An 18038-nucleotide genomic window follows, 5' to 3' on the forward strand; every position below is an offset into this window, starting at 1 on the left:
ACCTTGCAAAAAGCCCTGACACTCTGGCGCGGGGCTCCAGCCCTGCCGCAGCCGCACAACACACAGGAACGGACCACATACGCCATGGTTTGCACCTGTCTGGCACAGACACGGCGAACATGATAGGAAAGAGCTTAACCGGGCCACCGGAAGGCTGCCTTATGGCATGCCTGAAGCAACAGAATGAACCCGTATATCGGAGCAACCAGGCCCCTGGTCCCCACACCAGCGCCGCGGAAAACGCGAGAACAGCATGACCACCGTAGCCGACAACATTGCCTTCAAGATCACCCGCAAAACGGATGGCACCCCCGCCGCCGAGCGTGAAAGTCTGGTCGCCAACCCCGGTTTTGGCCGCGCTTTTACCGATCACATGGCTGTTGTTACCTATACGGAAGGCAGGGGCTGGCATTCGGCCGAAATTCTGCCCCGCCAGCCGCTCATGCTCGACCCCGCCGCCTCCGTGCTGCACTACGCGCAGGAAATCTTTGAAGGCATGAAAGCCTACCGCGCCCCCAATGGCGGTGTGCAGCTCTTCCGCCCCGAAGCCAATGCCCGCCGGTTCCAGAAATCGGCCGAGCGCATGGCCATGGCCGAACTGCCCGAAGACCTGTTTCTGGAAGCCGTGACCCAACTGGTCAAAATCGATCAGGACTGGGTGCCCGCACCCGAGGTAGGCACGCTTTACATCCGCCCCTTCATGATTGCGACGGAAGCAGCCCTTGGGGTCAAGCCTGCCTCCGAGTTCAAGTTCATTGTCATTGCCTGTGCGGCGGGGGAATACTTCTCCAAGGATGCCGGTCCGGTTTCGGTCTGGGTGGAAACGGAAACCGTGCGCGCCTCCCGCGGGGGCACGGGTACGGCCAAATGCGGCGGCAACTACGCCGCCAGCCTGACCGCGCAGATGGAAGGCAAGCACCACGGCTGCCAGCAGGTTCTGTTTCTGGACGCGGAAGAACGCCGCTGGCTGGAAGAAATGGGCGGCATGAACGTGATGATGGTGTTTGAAGACGGCACGCTGCTGACCCCCCCGCTGGAAGGCGGCACCATTCTGCATGGCATAACGCGTGACAGCCTGCTGACACTGGCGCGCGATGCGGGGCTGAGCGTAAAGGAAGAGCGTTACGCGCTTGACCAGCTTTTTGCCGATGCCAAATCCGGCAGGCTCAAGGAAGTGTTCGCCTGTGGCACAGCGGCTGTTGTGTCCCCCATCGGGGCGTTCAAGAGCAAGACGGATAGCTGCACCATCAACAACAATCAGGTGGGTGACGTCACGGCAAAGCTGCGCCAGAAGCTGTGCGACATCCAGTTTGGCCGCGCGGCTGACCCACATAACTGGATCAGCACCGTAGCGTAAGGCGACTTCAGGGCACCCCGCTCAAACACCCCGGTCCCCGCCGGGGTGTTTTTGTCTGTACCCCCGGCAGAGATGCTGGACAGACCGGCCCAAGCGGCATATCCCCAGAACATGCTTGCTTTTTTACCCGCCCTCCCCTGCACACGGTTCCCCCAGCCATGACCAACACGCCGCATCTGGTTCTTGTGGATGGCAGCGGCTTTATTTTCCGCGCTTTTCATGCCCTCCCCCCCATGACCAACCCCGAAGGGGTGCCGGTCAATGCGGTTTATGGCTTTACCAACATGCTGGCCCGCCTGCTGCGCGACCATGTGGGCACGCATCTGGCCGTGCTGTTTGATGCAAGCCGCCAGACCTTCCGCTCCGAAATTTACCCCCAGTACAAGGCCCACCGCCCCGAACCACCGGAGGACCTGCGGCCCCAGTTCAGCCTGATCCGGGATGCCACGCAGGCTTTTAATGTCCCCGGCGTAGAACTGCCGGGCTGGGAGGCGGACGACCTGATTGCCTCTTACGCAGTGGCCGTGCGCAAAATGGGCGGCACCTGCACCATTATTTCCTCAGACAAGGACCTGATGCAGCTTGTAGGGCAAGGCGTGTGCATGCTTGACCCCATCAAGCAGACCCCCATAGGCCCGGCGGAAGTGGAAGCCAAGTTTGGTGTCCCGCCCGAAAAAGTGGTGGATGTACAGGCCCTTATGGGCGACCCGACGGATAACGTGCCCGGCGTGCCCGGCATTGGCCCCAAAACGGCCTCCGCCCTGATTAACGAATTCGGCACGCTGGAAAACGTGCTGGCCAGCGCCCCGGACATGAAAAAATCCAAAAAGCGGGATATGCTGATCGAGCATGCGCAGGCGGCCCGCCTTTCGCTCCAGCTGGTAACGCTGGCAACGGACGTGCCCCTGCCCGTACCGGTAGAGGAGCTGGCCACGCGCGAGCCGGACACGCTGGTACTGGCCGACTGGCTGGACAGCATGGGCTTCCGCTCTGTCATGTCCCGCATGGGTATGGGCAGCCCGGCTGGCGCGCATGCTCACCGCGCGGCCCGTGCCTCCGCCCATGCCAGCGCAAACGGGCAGGACACCCCCAACCCGGCCCAGACAGCCCCCTCCACCGGCCCCGCCGACCTGCTGAGTACACCCTATGCGGAGTACGAAACCGTGCGTACCGCCGAGGCCCTGCAAAAATGGGTCAGCATGGCGCAGGAAGCAGGTGTGTGCGCCGTGGATACGGAAACCGACGGGCTGGACCCGCTGGCCGCCAGCATGTTGGGCTTTTCCCTTGCCACGGCGCCCGGCAAAGCCTGTTACGTGCCCGTGCGGCACGAAGGCACGCTGGAAGCCCTGACCGGCGAACAGCTTGACGCCACACAAGCACTGGAACTGCTGCGCCCGCTACTGGAAGACAGAAGTGTTCTCAAGGTCTTCCAGAACGCCAAGTTCGACCTGCTGGTACTGGACCACGCAGGCATAGACCACACCAGCATTGCTCCGGTGGACGACACAATGCTGATCTCCTACAGCCAGTCTGCCGGGCTGCACGGGCAAGGCATGGATGAGCTGTCTGCCCTGCACCTCAACCACACGCCCATAACGTATGACAGCGTAACCGGCACGGGCCGCAACCGTATTCCCTTTGCCAGGGTGCCGGTGGAAAAAGCCACCACCTATGCCGCCGAAGATGCAGACGTAACCCTGCGCCTGTGGCATGTGCTGCACCCCACCTTGCGCACCAGCAAGGCGCTGGCCCTGTACGAGCAGGTGGAGCGCCCGCTGGTGCAGGTGCTTGCCACCATGGAAAAAAACGGCATTGCAGTGGACCGCGCGGAACTGACCCGCCTTTCCGCCGATTTTGAAAGCCGCATGAAAAACATGGAACAGGGCATTTACGCCGCGGCTGGCCGGGAGTTCAACATTGCCTCCCCCGGCCAGCTTGGTGAGATCCTGTTTGATGAAATGGGGCTCAAGGGCGGCAAACGCGGCAAGGCAGGAGCGTGGAGTACGGATTCCTCCGTATTGCAGGACCTGGCCGATCAGGGCCACGACCTGCCAGTACGCGTGCTGGAATGGCGGCAGCTTGCCAAGCTCAAATCCACCTATACGGATGCCCTGCTCAAGCTGACCAGCAAGGAAAGCCGGGTCCATACCTCGTTCCAGATGGCCATTACCACCACGGGCCGTCTGTCCTCCTCCGACCCGAACCTCCAGAACATTCCAGTCCGCACGGAGGAAGGCACACGCATCCGTCAGGCATTTGTGGCCCCGGCCGGGCGCAGGCTGATCTCGGCCGACTATTCCCAGATCGAGCTGCGGCTGCTGGCCGATGTGGCCAACATTCCCACCCTGCGTGAAGCCTTTGAACTGGGGCAGGACATTCACGCCCGCACAGCCTCCGAGGTGTTCAACATCCCGCTCGAAGGCATGGATGCCCTGACCCGCCGCCGCGCCAAGGCCATTAACTTTGGCATTATTTACGGCATTTCCGCCTTCGGGCTGGGCAAGCAGCTTGGCATTCCCGCAGGGGAGGCCAAAAGCTACATAGATGCCTATTTTGCCCGTTACCCCGGCATTCGGGATTACATGGAGCAGATCAAGGCCGAAGCCCGCGCCAACGGCTATGTCATGACCCCGTTTGGCAGGCGCTGCTATGTACCGGGCATTCACGAAAAAAGTGCCGTCCGCCGCCAGTATGCGGAGCGGCAGGCCATTAACGCGCCCCTTCAGGGTGGTGCTGCGGACATTATCAAGCGCGCCATGGTGCGCCTGCCCGAAGCGCTGAAGACCGCAGGGCTGGACAGTGCGCGCATGCTGCTACAGGTCCATGACGAACTGCTGTTTGAAGTGGATGTGGAGCAGGCTAGTGCCGTGGCCGAAAAAGCCAAGGCCATTATGGAAGCAGCGGCACAGCTCAAGGTGCCGCTGGTGGTAGAAACAGGTATTGCCCAGAACTGGGCGGAGGCACACTGACCCATGACACCCGCAGGAAAACGCATTGCCCTGATCAGTGTGGGTATTCTGGCTCTTGCCGGGGGCGGTAGCCTGCTGGCTACCAAGCTGGCACTCAGGCACAGCATTACCCTTAACTCCTACGGCAACCCCATTGGGGGCTCCTTCCGCCTGATGGACGCCACAACCGGCACCATGACGGACAAGAGCTTTCAGGGCCGGTGGATGCTGGTGCTGTTCGGAGCGACCCATTGCGGGCAGGACGCATGCGCCCCGGCCCTACAGGCCATGTCCGCCGCCATGGATGAGGTTGATCCGGGCAAGCGCAAGATGGTGATTATTTTTGTCAGTCTGGACCCCGACCGGGATGACGCCGAGCGCCTGCGCCAGTACGGCGAGAGCATAAGCCCCCGCGTGGTGGCTGGCACGGCAGCCCCCTTTGCTCTGGCTGATCTGGCAAAGGAATACCATGCACCGGTTGAAAAAATGAGTGATCCGGAGTGGGATTACGCCATGCGCATGTCCCCCCGGTTTGTGGTCATGGACCCGCAGACGCGCTACCGGGGCACCATAGATGCGCAGGCTGACAAAGCCAGTATGGCCGCAAACCTGCGCCAGATCATGGCGGCGGATACGCCCGCCCCCTGATCTGGCTCCCCCGCCTTAACTTTTGTTCTGTGTTCCTGCAGGTCTGTTCCCTCGCCCCATGCCGCTATCCCCCTCCGCCATAAGTGCCTCGGCGCGCTTTTATACCTCCCTGCTGGTAACAGGAGGGGTTTTTGTGGTGCTGGATGCAGGGACGTTCGTGCTGCGCCATACCATGCCCGAAGGAGCGCGCCGCAGGCGTGTTGCCCGGCGCTGGCTGTGCACCATGGCAAAGGTGGCCGTGCGCTACCTGCATGCCGCCGGTATTCTGGACTGTGACATGGCGGAACTGGCAGCCATTGCCCAGCGCCGGAACCTTGTGCTGGTTGCCAACCACCCCTCCCGGCTGGACTGCCTGCTGCTGGCCGCAGCCCTGCCGCATATGGTGTGCGTGACCAAAGCCTCCATATGGGAGCGGGGCGTGCTGGGCAGTACCCTGCGCACCGCAGGCTATGTGCGGCACGATACGTTGCTCAGAATTATTGGCCCGGCATCCCAGGCATTGCGTGAAGACTGCCAGCTTCTGCTGTTCCCCGAAGGAACACGCTCCCGCGCAGGGGCCGAGCCCGGCCCGGTGCAGCCCGGCTTTGCCGCCATTGCCCAGCGCACACGCTCGGACGTGCAGGTGGTGCTGATAGAAACACCATCACCCTACCTGTCACAGGGCTGGCCGTTTTTAAAACGCCCTCCCCTGCCCATGCGCTACAGTATAAAGCCTGGACCGCATTTTACCGCCCCCAAACGGGACGAAGCCAGCGGGCGGGCCTTGATTGAAGCCGTGGAAAATTGCTTCAGGTCCTCCCCGCAGGGCGGGGAGGATTTTTGAACACACCTAGTATATTTCTGGAATAATCATGTTTTCAGGCGTAGGCAGGCGTTCATAGTCCGCATGATGCACGCGCGGAGGTAGGGCGACCTCGGGATGAGACACAGGCTGGTAAGGCACCTGTGCCAGAAGGTGGTTGATGCAGTTCAGCCGTGCGCGCTTTTTATCCACCGCCTGCACAACCCACCACGGGGCCTCGGCAATGCTGGAGCGCTCAAGCATGGTTTCCTTGGCCTTGGTATAGGATTCCCACCTGCGGCGGCTCTCCAGATCCATCGGGCTGAGCTTCCACTGCTTAAGCGGGTCTTCTATTCTGGCACGGAAGCGGGCTTCCTGCTCATCATCCGTGATGGAGAACCAGTATTTGACAAGCTGGATGCCACTGCGCACCAGCATGCGCTCAAACTCGGGTACGGAGCGGAAGAACTCCTCGTATTCCTCATCCGAGCAGAACCCCATGACCCGTTCCACACCCGCGCGGTTGTACCAGCTGCGGTCAAACAGAACAATCTCGCCCGCAGCGGGAAGCTGGGCTACGTAACGCTGGAAGTACCACTGTGTTTTTTCGCGGTCTGTGGGAGCGGGCAGCGCGGCCACGCGGCAGATGCGCGGGTTGAGCCGCTGGGTAATGCGCTTGATCGCACCGCCCTTGCCTGCGGCATCACGCCCTTCAAACAGCACCACCAGACGGTGGCCTGTTTCCTTCACCCAGTCCTGCAAACGCACCAGTTCGCCCTGCAGGCGGACCAGTTCGCTAAAATAGGTATGGCGGAAGCTGCGGTCAGACACGGAGGCCTCCCCCCACAGTCCCTCTTCCTGCAATTCGAGTTCGATCTCTTCATCCAGATCGTCAATGATCTCCTGCCGGATACGCTCGCGTTCACGCTCGGCGGCAGAAAGGCTGTTCACATTGGCATCAGACATGATCTTGCCTTCGCAGTTTGGCAGAAACAGTGTCTGGCGTGGTGCATGACCACGCCAGAGCGGCGGTTTTTTAGAAAATGTGGCGGAACACCACATACAGCACGCCACTGATCAGCATGGCGGCAGGCAGGGTGGTAATCCATGCCATGCCCATGGCGCGCAGGGTGCCCCACTGCAAGCCACCACCACCGGCAGCCATTGTGCCAGCCACACCGCTGGAGAGGATATGCGTGGTGGAAACCGGCAGGCCATAACCTTCGGCCAGACCAATGGTGCCCATGGCCACGAACTCGGCGGAAGCGCCCTGAGCGTAGGTCAGGTGGCTTTTGCCAATTTTTTCACCCACGGTCACAACAATACGCTTCCAGCCGACCATGGTGCCAAGGCCCAGAGCAACGGCCACCGCAATTTTAACCCACACAGGAATAAAGCGTGTGCCTGCGTTAAGCTGCTTCATGAACGTGGCGAGTTCGCTGTCTTCTTCCGCGCTAAAGCTTGTTCCCTTGCCCATGTTGTGAATGGCTTCCGCTACCAGATACATGTCGGTACGCACGTTGGGCACGGTTGCTGCGGGAATTTCGTGCAAGGAGTGGTACCCACTTACGGCCTGCGCAATATCAGCCGACAGGACGGAAAGTGCCGCATACACCTCAGGGCGGGCTACGGATTTGATGCGCAGCGCGTCTGTTACCTGCGCGCGGGCTTCTTCCGCCGTGGGCTGCCTGAGCATGGGCTGGGCATGCACGTCAAACACATGGGAGGCCTGCTGCGCGGTTTCCACAAAGCCGGGCATCATGCTGTCGGGCATGGCGCGGTTCAGGGCGTAGGCGGTGGGAGCTGCACCAATCAGGATCAGCATGATCAGGCCCATGCCCTTCTGCCCGTCATTGCTGCCGTGGAAGAAGGAAACACCCGTGCAGGTGCCAATCAAGAGACCACGGATCCACAGGGGAGGCGGGGCATCGCCTTCAGGCGCACGGTAGAGGGCGGCGTTACGCACCACAACGCGCAGCACCATGAACAGGCCCGCGGCAAGAATAAAGCCACACAGAGGGCTGAACAGCAGGGCGGAGAATACTTTTTTAACCTGCATCCAGTCCACGCCATACAGCGCGCTGCCAGAAGGCGACATAAGCTGGTTTGCAAGGCCCACACCCAGAATGGAGCCAACCAGAGCGTGGGACGAGCTGTTGGGAATACCCAGCGCCCATGTTGCAAGGTTCCACACAATGGCGGACAGCAGCAGGGCAAAGATCATGGCATGGCCAGCACCACTGCCAACCTGCAGGATCAGTTCCACCGGCAGCAGCGTTACAACACTATACGCCACAGCGCCCGAGGAGGTCAGAACCCCAAGCAGGTTCCACATACCAGACCACACGACCGCAACCAGTGGTGGCAGGCTGTTAGTGTAAATAACAGTTGCGACCGCATTGGCCGTATCGTGAAAACCGTTCACGAATTCAAAGCCCAGAGCAATAAGCAACGCCAGAGCCAGCAGGGCGAAGGCCCCTGTTGCTATGCCACCGGTACCAACAGCGTGCAGGTCAGCCAGCACGCTGTAACCAACAAACGCCAGAGCTGCTGCAATCACTCCCAAAAAGAACATGCGGAAAGCCTGATGCTCCCCTTTACGCATATTCGGACGTCCTCCAACCGGAGAACTCAGCATTGTATCTGACATAAAAGCACCCTGCGCAGAAAAAGATGAGCGCAAGATAAAACTCTTTTTATTCAGGTTGCGTTAAGAAATTGTGAAACAAAAATCCCTTTCACATCAACTCTATAATCTAGATATCACCCTTATTAGTGCAATGTTGAAACACATTTAGCGTTCATCCTGCGCAATCCATTTTGTCTCCTGCGGGGGGTGCCATTGGGCTAGCCTGTCCAGCAGGTCTTCCGGTGTCTGGTCAACCTGCAAAATGGCTCTGTGCGCGGGTTTAAGAAAACCCTCCGCCACCACGTGGTCCAAAAACGTGCCGAGCGTGCTGTAAAACCCGTTGACATTCAACACACCGCAGGGTTTGGCGTGGTTGCCAAGCTGGGTCCATGTCCAGACCTCAAACAGTTCCTCCAGAGTGCCAATGCCGCCGGGCAGGGCAATAAATGCGTCGGACATATCCGCCATAAGGGCTTTGCGCTCGTGCATGGACCCTACAATCCGCAGGTCCTCCAACCCGTTATGCGCCACCTCCCGCGCGACCAGCGCCTGCGGGATAACGCCCGTAACCTGCCCGCCACCGGCCAGCACGGCATTGGCCACAGCACCCATAAGCCCGACCGAAGCCCCCCCATACACCAGCCCTATGCCGCGCCGGGCCATAAGCAGGCCAAGCTGCTCTGCCGCATGCAGGTAGGCAGGCCCACGCCCGGCACTGGAACCACAAAAAACACAAATCCGTCGCACGACCGCTTATTCCCCCCGCAAACCCCGGTACATGATGCGCCCATTCTGCCCGCATACGCACAGGTGCGGAGGCAAACACACAACAGTGTTGTTTTTTTCATGCCCCAGATCAGGGGACAACCCTTTCCAAACGGCAACAAGTGGGAGTAGCTTACCCCTGCTGACACCGAGAGGCTTGATATAACAGAATAACTTTTCGCCAACGCCCGTTGTGGACGCCAAAACAAAAACAATAAAAACAGAAAGATAACCAGCGTGCTTCCCTCTACTGCTCCCCTTTCCAGCTCACACCAGCGGTTCCTTTATCTTCAGGTTCTCGTAGCCGTGGCGGCAGGTATTCTTGTCGGCGCTCTGTTCCCCTCCGTTGCAACGTTGCTCAAACCGTTGGGAGACGGGTTTGTAAAACTGATCAAAATGGTCATTGCGCCGGTTATCTTCCTGACTGTCAGCACCGGCATTGCAGGCATGGCGGACCTTAAACAGACTGGCCGCGTGGCGGGTAAGGCCATGCTGTATTTCCTGTGCTTTTCTACACTGGCACTGGCTGTGGGCATGGTGGTGGCCAATATCGTGCGTCCTGGTGCTGGCATGCACATCCACCCGCAAAGTCTGGACAGCGCCTCCGTTGAGCAGTTTGTGCAGGCAGCGCACGGCCATTCCTTTACCGACTTCCTGCTCCAGATCATTCCCTCCACCACGGCGGGGGCTTTTACCTCGGGCGAGATCCTGCAGGTGCTTCTGGTCGCCATTCTGTTTGGCATCAGCATGGCGCAAATGGGTCAGGCGGGGGAAACTGTGCTGAACCTGTTCCGTAGCCTGACGGAAACGGTGTTTGGCGTGGTCCGGCTGGTTATGTATCTGGCGCCAGTTGGCGCATTCGGAGCCATGGCATTTACCATAGGCAAGTTTGGCCTTGGCGCCATTGTGCATCTGCTGGGGCTGGTGCTGACCTTTTACTTTACCGCAGGCGTGTTTGTGCTGGTTATTCTGGGTATTGTTGCCCGGCTGGCGGGGTTCAGCATTCTGCGGCTTCTGGTGTTCCTCAAGGAAGAACTGCTGATTGTGCTGGGCACCAGCTCGTCCGAATCAGCCCTGCCGGGGCTTATCAGCAAGCTTGAGCAGGCCGGGTGCAAACCGGGTATTGTAGGGCTGGTGGTGCCTATGGGCTATTCCTTCAACCTTGATGGCACCAATATCTACATGACCCTTGCAGCCCTGTTTATTGCGCAGGCAACAGACGTGCATCTGGGTTTTGGTGAACAGCTTGCCCTGCTGCTTGTGGCCATGGTCAGCTCCAAAGGGGCCGCGGGGGTTACAGGAGCCGGTTTTATTACACTGGCGGCCACCCTGTCCGTTGTACCCAGTGTGCCGGTGGGAGGTATGGCGCTCATACTGGGGATTGACCGTTTTATGTCCGAGTGCCGCTCGCTCACCAACCTTGTGGGCAACGCCGTGGCGACCATTGTCGTAGCCCGGTGGGAAAACGCACTGGATACGGAGCAGCTCGATAAAACCCTGCATGCCTCCCGGAAGGGTATCCCTTCCGCCTGACCCCGCGACCGCACGGCCTCCCTCCCAACGGGAGGCTTCTACAGGCCGGGAAAAACCGGCAAGGACAGGACATGCTGGCGATACGAAACGGACACGCAGCCAGCACTGATCAGGCCGGTACGCCGGGGATAGCGCCTGCTTTGCCGGGTGGGGCTGACTGGTAAAATACCTGTATGGGCAGCCCTACCCCCCTGCGCACAACCGCGCGGCAAGCTGGTTGTGCCGCGCCACCAGCCCGTGCAGGTCCAGCCGGGCAAAATATCCGTCCTGTATCAGAACATTTCCGTTAACCATGCTCATGGAAACCTGCGTGGGGGAGCAGAACACAAGGGCTGCTACCGAGTCGGTCTGGGCACCGGCATGGGCCAGACCACGCACATCAAACGCGACAATATCCGCCGCCATGCCCACGGCAATCTGGCCAATATCATCCCGCCCCAGCACGGCCGCACCCCCCCGCGTGGCAAGGGCCAAAGCATCCCGCGCGCTCATCATCCCCGGAGTTTGCGGGGTTTCGGGGAGCAGGCGGGAGAGCAGCATGGCCTGCCGCGTCTCACCCAGCAGGCTAGCTCCATCGTTGGAGGCGGAGCCATCCACCCCCAGCCCCACACGCACACCCGCGGCCTGCATCTGCCGCACCGGGGCGATCCCCGATGCCAGCCGCATGTTGGAACACGGGCAATGCGCCACACCTGTTTGCGTGCGGCCAAAACGGGCCATGCCATCCGCGTCCAGCTTTACACAGTGCGCATGCCAGACATCGGCCCCGACCCAGCCCAGTGCTTCGGCATATTCTGCCGGGGTCTGGCCAAAACGCTCGCGGCTGTAGCTGACATCATGCTCATTTTCAGCCAGATGCGTGTGCAGCATGGTGCCCGTGGCCCGGGCCAGCGTTGCCATATCCCGCATAAGCTCCCGGCTGACCGAAAAAGGCGAGCACGGCGCGCCCGCAACCCGCAACATGGCTAGGGGTTCGGGGTCATGGTAGGTTTCAATCAGGCGTTGCGTATCGTGCAGAATATCGGCTTCACGCTCCACCAGCGCATCGGGCGGCAGGCCGCCCTTGCTCTCCCCCACGCTCATGGCGCCACGGCAGGCATGGAAGCGCATGCCCATGGCAAAGGCGGCTTCTATCTGGTCATCCAGCCTGCACCCGTTGGGAAAGATGTAGAGATGGTCACTGGTTGTGGTGCAGCCTGAAAGCAGCAGTTCCGCCATGGCCGTGCGGGTGGAGACCTGCACCATCTCCGGCGTAAGCCCCGCCCAGATGGGGTAGAGCGTTTTAAGCCAGCCAAACAGGGAGGCATCCTGTGCCTGCGGAATAACCCGCGTAAGCGACTGGTACATATGGTGGTGGGTGTTCACCATACCCGGCAGCACCACATGGCCCTGCAGGTCTATAACGTGGTCCGCGCCGGGCGGGGGCGTAACCTGCCCCCCACCCAGCGCCATAATCTGCCGCCCTTCTACCAGAACCCACCCGTTTTCCAGTTCGGTGCGGGCGTCATCCATACACACCAGTCTGGTTATGTTTGTGAGCAAAGTGCGGCGTGGCATGCAAACTCCTGTCGCACCCGGCAAAACCGGGTGCGCTGGTTAACTGATCAGAAGGACGTGGAGACAGAACCTACCATGGTAAAGCGTGGTTCCACCATGAACGAGTTGCCATAACCCACTCCACCCGTGCTGCTACCGCTGCCGCTCCATACCGGGTGCGAGTTCAGGTCACTCCCCCGGTAAACAGCACCCATGGCACCCGTGCGGACGATAGACCCTGTCAGGTTGGTAAAGTTCAGCTTGAATGTAGGCGATTTGAGGAAACCAAACGGCTTGAAGTGATAGCCAAGCGAGAGCGTGTTGGTCACATACCCCGGAATACGCTGGTCGTCGGCAATGCTGACAGACTGCGGGCCAGTGTAGTGTACGGAGCCGTTCGCAAAAAATCCTTTATAGGTATAGGTCAAACCAAAGTTTGCCATAATCCGCGGGGCCATGATGGCCTGCGTGCCCTTGGAGTGGATCATCGTATTGTCGTTGGGATCATACACGTTGCTATCCTGCGTAGCGTGCAGATACTCGACCGACGCATACGGGCTGAAGCCATGGTAGGACGTGCCCGCAATCATGAAGTCGAACCCGCGCATGGTCTGGCCACCGATGGACATGGGTTTGAACTGGTTCATCCCCATATACTGGTCCACAATGCGGTTTGTAACGTTGTAGTTGAAGAAGGACATATCAACCATAACGTATTTGTTGTGGTAGCGGTAACCCAATTCTTCCTTGATGGAATACTGGTTTTTGGGAATGGGTGTCCCCGCGTACAGCCAGCCCAGATCAGTGGCACTTGGCTGACGGTAATCCCCCTCCGCATTGACGTAAATCTGGTTGTTCTCGTTAATCTGGTAGCTGATGGACAACTGAGGCAAAGGCTCGGTTGTATTCGCGCCCGAGTTGGAGCCGGTCGGATGGTTTGTGTTCCCCATCCAGCCATTATTCCAGGTGTTGGACATGACAAACTTGAACCCGGCATTGATCAGCAGGCGGTTGTTCAGGTAGCGCGACTGGTTCTGGATAAACAGCGAGTGCAGTTCATACCCTGCGGTCTGGCCGAAAGTGGACCCAACCACATGTGCAGACGCCGTAGGGCCAGAAGCCGCCCCGTTGGCCAGGGTTGTTGCGGTTGGATAGGACTGAATAGTCTGGTTGTTTTCGTACCAGTAACCAAAGCTCAGGTGGTTATGCTTATCAATATCATACCCAAGTTTGGCGACCACACCGACCTGTCGCGCCTCATTTTCCAAAAAGTAGTTGGTCATATTGGTGCCAAACGGCACGGCCTGACCCGTTGACGCATAGTTCCCGCCTACGAGGCTATTCGTCACAGGGTTTTTATAACCGGCCACCCCACCGGGGGAGGCATCCCAACCCTGCCCGAAGCTGAAATAGGGCTGAATGTCGAATGTCAGCTTTTTGGGCAGAACAATATGCACGGGAGCGGTCAGGAAAATCTCGTTCCAGTGGTCGTTATTGTTGCGCCAGTAATTGACATCCTGCGGGTTGGCAGAGCGGCCATAGCCTTGGCCCGTGTGCTTGTATTGGGAGAACTGCTCCGCGGTCGGGTAGTTGTCGATCACGAAATCTTCGGAGTTCCATGACAGGAACAGATGGGCGTTGGACCCGTTGTCCCAGTCCTTGCGCACGCCAAAATCGATATGTTTGCGCTGGTTACTGCCTGCCCCCATCCAGCTCCGGTCATGCGTGTTGGAGAACGAGAAAAAGCTCTTGATCCCGGTCCTGCCGATCTCGCCGGATTCCAGACGGATGAACTCGCGCGAGAGGTTGTTGGTGCCGTAGGAAAAATCGACCATGCCACCCATTTTTTCGGACGGCAGATGCGTGCGCGAATTCAAGACCCCACCTGCGGCGGACATCACCGGCAGGTCACGCGCGGCACTGCCGGGGGTTACGCTGACTTCATCCAGGTTTTCCGAATCAATGTCTTCGGTCAGGTATTTGGCCGCTGCCGCTGGTGCACCATCCACCATGAGCGCCATATCAAGGTCTGTCAGCCCGCGTGACTGGATAGACCCGCCCTGCATCCCCGATGCATCGGGGGTCATGACGTTCAGGCTGGGCAGGTTCTTGACCAGATCAAGCGGTGTGGAGGTGGGACTGCGCATATTGATGTAGTCTTTGGTCACGGTCTGCACCGCATGGGGGGCCACTTCCAGACGCATCATGCCACCACCGCCTGAGCGGGCCGTACGGTTGGATGCAACCGATACCTCCTCTGCACCACCAGCCTGCACCGACCTGTTGGCGGACGCGGCGTGGGCATGCCGGGCCGATACCCTGGCAGCCGGAGCATGCCCTGCCTTGCCAGCAACCGGCGCGCTCTGGCCAGCCGTGGCGGCAAAAGTCTGCCCCACGCCCTGCACGCTGGCGCAGAAACCGGCAACACTGGCCAGACAGGTCAAGGTCGCAAGGCGCTGCCGATAGGTCAGGGATGAACCGACAGAACGGCGAGGGAGAAAAAATCGGGAAGGCATGGTGAAGTCTCCCAAAAGCAGAAGCTGGAGCAGGGGTAAAAGCGGCGGGGTCAGGCATTATCGCGGCGTGTTCCCCAGCCGGTTACCTCAGGCGGGGTATGTTCCGAAACGCTGCCCATGAACGATACGATTTCGATATATAATTGCGAGTTCCCTTTCTCACAAAATAAAAAAAAGCACTTTCTCATTGCTTTTTTCAGCACGGGGGCCGCACTCAATTTTGCAACGCGAAATTGCCTTTTTTGCTTTTGGGAGAACGGACCAAATCCGTCTATGATTACCAGACCACGCCAGCCAGCTCTGGTAGAACCCGATCAGGCATTTGCATACCAAGGACAGAACCAATCACCCCGACCCCGCCCTTCCCCCAAGGCCCGGCAGAGGCCAGCAAAAAGGACTCCCGTCCGGTCAACCGGTGTGACCACCTTGGCGCACACCCTTTTTCCGACACGCAGGACGGTCTTTTTCGGGCTTATCTGTCTCCTGCCCATGCGGCCACCTGCAAACAGGTTGCCCTGTGGATGCACAAGGCAGGCATGGCCACCCGCACGGATGCGGCTGGCAACCTGATCGGCCGTTACGAAGGGCAGACCCCCGGTGCCCCGGCACTCCTTATCGGGTCACATCTGGACAGCGTGCGGAATGCGGGCCGTTATGACGGCACGCTGGGTGTCATGCTGGGCATAGAGGTCGTGGCCCATCTGGCCGCTCAGGGTGAACGCCTACCTTTTGCCATTGAGGTCATCGGGTTCGGGGATGAGGAAGGCTCGCGCTTCCCCACCTCCATGCTTACGTCGCGCGCGGTGGCAGGCACGCTTGATGTCCTCCCCCTTGACACGATGGATGCCAGCGGCGCCACCTTGCATGATGTCCTGCGCCAGAACGGTCTGGACCCCGCCCGCTATCTTGAGGCAGCCTACAGACCCGAACAGGTTGTCGCTTATCTGGAAGCCCATATAGAGCAGGGCCCCGTGCTGGAAGCCGCCGGGCTGGGCGTTGGCGTGGTTACAGCCATTGCCGCGCAACACCGCTTCAAGGTGGGCATACAGGGTGTGGCGGGCCACGCTGGCACCATGCCCATGTCCTTGCGGAAGGATGCGCTGGCCGCGGCAGCACAGGCCATGGTGGCCATCGAACGCATTGGTGCGGATGGCCCACCCGATCTGGTGGCAACCGTTGGCCAGTTGCATGTCGGCCCCGGCGCCAGCAACGTTGTGCCCGGCCAGACCACCTTCAGTCTGGATATCCGCGCGGGCACCGCACAGGTGCGCGACCAGGCCACCACCCGGATTTGCGAAGCCTTGCAGAACATTGCAGATGAACGCGGCGTGGGCCTGAACATTGAACTCCAGAACGACCTGCCCGCCACCCCCTGCAACCCCGCACTAACGGCTTGCCTTGCGGCATCCGTCACCCGCATAACCGGGCAGGCGGCGCACCATCTGGTCAGCGGTGCGGGGCATGATGCCATGGTCATGGCGGCCCTGACCCCGGTGTGCATGCTGTTCCTGCGCTGCCATCAGGGGATCAGCCACAACCCTGCAGAAGCCGTGCGGCATGATGATGCGCATACGGCTTTTCTGGTCATGCTGGATTTCATACGCGCATTGGCCACCACAACCGCACACAAACCAACGGAGTTTTCTGCATGAGTTCCACGTTTTTCCGGCAGATTGACCCACCCCAGCGGATGTTGATGGGCCCCGGCCCCATTAACGCGCATCCGCGTGTGCTGCGCGCCATGTCGGCTGACATGCTGGGCCAGTTCGACCCGGAAATGACAGAGTACATGAACGAAACCATGGTTCTGTACCGTCAGATTTTCATGACACAAAACCGGTGGACCTTTCTGGTGGACGGCACGGCCCGCGCAGGGATTGAGGCGGCTCTGGTCTCCCTTGTGGAACCGGGCAATAAAATCCTGCTGGTGCGGGCCGGGCGTTTTGGCCTGCTGCTTTCCGAAATTGCAGAGCGCATCGGGGCGGAAATCTGCGCGCTCGACCTGCCATGGGGGCAGGTGGCTACGCTGGAACAGATTGAAGACGCTCTCAAAACCCACCAACCAAAAGTGTTCGCCTGCATTCATGGTGACACCTCCACCACCATGGCCCAGCCCCTGGAAGGGGTTGGAGAACTCTGCCGCAAATACAACGTGCTTTCCTACACGGATGTAACCGCAACGCTGGGCGGCATGGCCATTAACACGGATGCGTGGGGGATTGATGTGGTCTCCGGCGGGTTGCAGAAATGCATGGGGGGACCACCCGGCTCCGCCCCCATAACCGTGTCGGACCGGGCGGCGGAACACATTATGGCCCGCCGCCATGTGGAAGCAGGAATCCGGGGTGAAGGTACGACCAATGGCAGCCGGGCACGTATTTTGTCCAACTACTTCGATCTGGCCATGCTCATGGATTACTGGTCGGAAAAACGCCTCAACCACCATACCGAGGCCACAACCATGCTCTACGGCGCGCGAGAAGCCGCCCGCATTGTGCTGGAAGAAGGGCTGGATGCCCGCTTTGCCCGCCACGCACAGGCCAGCGCATGCCTGATTGCAGGGCTGCGCGCCATGAACCTGCGCATTTTTGGGGATGATGCCCACCGCATGACCAACGTAACCGGTGTGTGGATCCCCGATGGTGTGGATGGCGAGGCCATACGCACCCGCATGCGCGATGATTTTGGCATAGAAATCGGCACGGCCTTTGGCCCGCTGGCAGGCCGTATCTGGCGTATTGGCACCATGGGATACAATGCCGTCAAACATAAAGTGCTGTTAACCCTTGGCGCGCTGGAAGCCTGCCTTGCAGCACAGGGCCACATCCTGCCCCGTGGTGCGGCCGTGGATGCCGCACTGGCCGAATGGCCATAACCTCAGGGGCCCCCGCAAAAGGACGGCACGCGCATGATATTGGATGACGCCCAGACCATCCTCGCACTCACGCACTGCTCGGACCAGTACGAACGCGCACTGGCCGAAAACGATGTGGCCGCGCTGGACGCCCTGTTCTGGCAGGGACCACAGACCGTGCGCTACGGCGTGGGGGAAAACCTTTACGGTGCGGAAGAGATTGCCGCCTTCCGCCGCGACCGCACAGGTGGCTCGCCCCCGCGCACCATGTTGCGCCGCGCCATAACCCCCATTGGCACTCAGGCAGGGGTTGTCAGTCTGGAATTCCGCCGCATCGGCTCCACCCGCACGGGTCGGCAGATGCAGACATGGATCAACACGCCTGATGGCTGGAAAATTCTGGCGGCCCATGTGTCCATCATGGCCGAACAGCCAGAAACCGAACGCCCCACACTGTAAGGAAAGGAGCAT

General features: G+C 60.0%; 13 protein-coding genes. 8 read left to right on the forward strand and 5 right to left on the reverse strand.

The window, feature by feature from the left end:
* Nucleotides 1–253 precede the first annotated feature (253 nt).
* The 4 genes from AB2L51_RS05235 (at nt 254) to AB2L51_RS05250 (ending at nt 5776) form a co-directional block, all read left to right on the forward strand.
* Nucleotides 254–1357: a branched-chain amino acid aminotransferase gene (locus AB2L51_RS05235; protein ID WP_395581498.1), complete on the forward strand. Its 1104-nt coding sequence runs from the start codon at nt 254–256 to the stop codon at nt 1355–1357.
* Nucleotides 1358–1515: 158 nt separating this feature from the next.
* On the forward strand, nt 1516–4326 hold the full coding sequence (gene polA / locus AB2L51_RS05240; RefSeq protein WP_395581497.1) for a DNA polymerase I: 2811 nt from the start codon (nt 1516–1518) through the stop codon (nt 4324–4326).
* Between the two features lie 3 nt (nt 4327–4329).
* Nucleotides 4330–4953, forward strand: a complete 624-nt coding sequence (locus tag AB2L51_RS05245; RefSeq protein WP_395581496.1) for an SCO family protein — start codon at nt 4330–4332, stop codon at nt 4951–4953.
* A 58-nt stretch (nt 4954–5011) separates the two neighbouring features.
* Nucleotides 5012–5776, forward strand: a complete 765-nt coding sequence (locus tag AB2L51_RS05250; protein WP_395581495.1) for a lysophospholipid acyltransferase family protein — start codon at nt 5012–5014, stop codon at nt 5774–5776.
* Nucleotides 5777–5782: 6 nt separating this feature from the next.
* On the opposite strand, the gene ppk2 is transcribed toward AB2L51_RS05250, so the two are convergent.
* From ppk2 to AB2L51_RS05265, 3 genes are all read right to left on the reverse strand, one after another.
* Nucleotides 5783–6700 carry a polyphosphate kinase 2 gene (gene ppk2 / locus AB2L51_RS05255; protein WP_395581494.1) on the reverse strand — a complete coding sequence of 306 codons (918 nt, stop codon included), beginning with the start codon at nt 6698–6700 and terminating at the stop codon, nt 5783–5785.
* A gap of 70 nt (nt 6701–6770) precedes the next feature.
* Nucleotides 6771–8384, reverse strand: coding sequence for an inorganic phosphate transporter (locus tag AB2L51_RS05260; RefSeq protein WP_395581493.1), 1614 nt, complete (start codon nt 8382–8384; stop codon nt 6771–6773).
* Nucleotides 8385–8528: 144 nt separating this feature from the next.
* Nucleotides 8529–9110 carry an LOG family protein gene (locus tag AB2L51_RS05265; RefSeq protein WP_395581492.1) on the reverse strand — a complete coding sequence of 194 codons (582 nt, stop codon included), beginning with the start codon at nt 9108–9110 and terminating at the stop codon, nt 8529–8531.
* Nucleotides 9111–9365: 255 nt separating this feature from the next.
* On the opposite strand from AB2L51_RS05265, the gene AB2L51_RS05270 reads away from it, so the two are divergent.
* Nucleotides 9366–10661, forward strand: a complete 1296-nt coding sequence (locus AB2L51_RS05270; protein ID WP_395581491.1) for a dicarboxylate/amino acid:cation symporter — start codon at nt 9366–9368, stop codon at nt 10659–10661.
* Between the two features lie 183 nt (nt 10662–10844).
* Here the strand turns inward: AB2L51_RS05270 and AB2L51_RS05275 are convergent, their stop codons facing one another.
* Together AB2L51_RS05275 and AB2L51_RS05280 are read right to left on the reverse strand one after the other, a co-directional pair.
* Nucleotides 10845–12218, reverse strand: a complete 1374-nt coding sequence (locus tag AB2L51_RS05275) for an 8-oxoguanine deaminase (protein WP_395581490.1) — start codon at nt 12216–12218, stop codon at nt 10845–10847.
* A gap of 47 nt (nt 12219–12265) precedes the next feature.
* Entirely contained in the window at nt 12266–14713 is a 2448-nt protein-coding gene (locus AB2L51_RS05280) for a TonB-dependent receptor (RefSeq protein WP_395581489.1), read from the reverse strand.
* A 344-nt stretch (nt 14714–15057) separates the two neighbouring features.
* Between AB2L51_RS05280 and AB2L51_RS05285 the strand changes: the two genes are divergently transcribed.
* The 3 genes from AB2L51_RS05285 to hpxZ are packed head-to-tail and all read left to right on the forward strand — an operon-like array spanning nt 15058 to nt 18026.
* Nucleotides 15058–16365 carry an allantoate amidohydrolase gene (locus AB2L51_RS05285; protein WP_395581612.1) on the forward strand — a complete coding sequence of 436 codons (1308 nt, stop codon included), beginning with the start codon at nt 15058–15060 and terminating at the stop codon, nt 16363–16365.
* Nucleotides 16362–17588, forward strand: a complete 1227-nt coding sequence (locus tag AB2L51_RS05290; protein WP_395581488.1) for a pyridoxal-phosphate-dependent aminotransferase family protein — start codon at nt 16362–16364, stop codon at nt 17586–17588. The genes AB2L51_RS05285 and AB2L51_RS05290 overlap by 4 nt, the downstream gene beginning before the upstream one ends.
* Nucleotides 17589–17621: 33 nt before the next feature.
* Nucleotides 17622–18026, forward strand: coding sequence for an oxalurate catabolism protein HpxZ (gene hpxZ, locus AB2L51_RS05295; protein ID WP_395581487.1), 405 nt, complete (start codon nt 17622–17624; stop codon nt 18024–18026).
* Nucleotides 18027–18038 lie beyond the last annotated feature (12 nt).

Source organism: Acetobacter fabarum, from assembly GCF_040702925.2.
In the GTDB taxonomy this organism is placed as follows: Bacteria; Pseudomonadota; Alphaproteobacteria; order Acetobacterales; family Acetobacteraceae; genus Acetobacter; species Acetobacter fabarum_B.

Excerpts from the sequence above, each read along its gene's own strand:
- AB2L51_RS05235 (WP_395581498.1), top strand. The coding sequence starts at position 254 with ATGACCACCGTAGCCGACAACATTGCCTTCAAGATCACCCGCAAAACG.
- polA (WP_395581497.1), top strand. The coding sequence starts at position 1,516 with ATGACCAACACGCCGCATCTGGTTCTTGTGGATGGCAGCGGCTTTATT.
- AB2L51_RS05245 (WP_395581496.1), top strand. The coding sequence starts at position 4,330 with ATGACACCCGCAGGAAAACGCATTGCCCTGATCAGTGTGGGTATTCTG.
- AB2L51_RS05250 (WP_395581495.1), top strand. The coding sequence starts at position 5,012 with ATGCCGCTATCCCCCTCCGCCATAAGTGCCTCGGCGCGCTTTTATACC.
- ppk2 (WP_395581494.1), bottom strand. The coding sequence starts at position 6,700 with ATGTCTGATGCCAATGTGAACAGCCTTTCTGCCGCCGAGCGTGAACGC.
- AB2L51_RS05260 (WP_395581493.1), bottom strand. The coding sequence starts at position 8,384 with ATGTCAGATACAATGCTGAGTTCTCCGGTTGGAGGACGTCCGAATATG.
- AB2L51_RS05275 (WP_395581490.1), bottom strand. The coding sequence starts at position 12,218 with ATGCCACGCCGCACTTTGCTCACAAACATAACCAGACTGGTGTGTATG.
- AB2L51_RS05280 (WP_395581489.1), bottom strand. The coding sequence starts at position 14,713 with ATGCCTTCCCGATTTTTTCTCCCTCGCCGTTCTGTCGGTTCATCCCTG.
- AB2L51_RS05290 (WP_395581488.1), top strand. The coding sequence starts at position 16,362 with ATGAGTTCCACGTTTTTCCGGCAGATTGACCCACCCCAGCGGATGTTG.
- hpxZ (WP_395581487.1), top strand. The coding sequence starts at position 17,622 with ATGATATTGGATGACGCCCAGACCATCCTCGCACTCACGCACTGCTCG.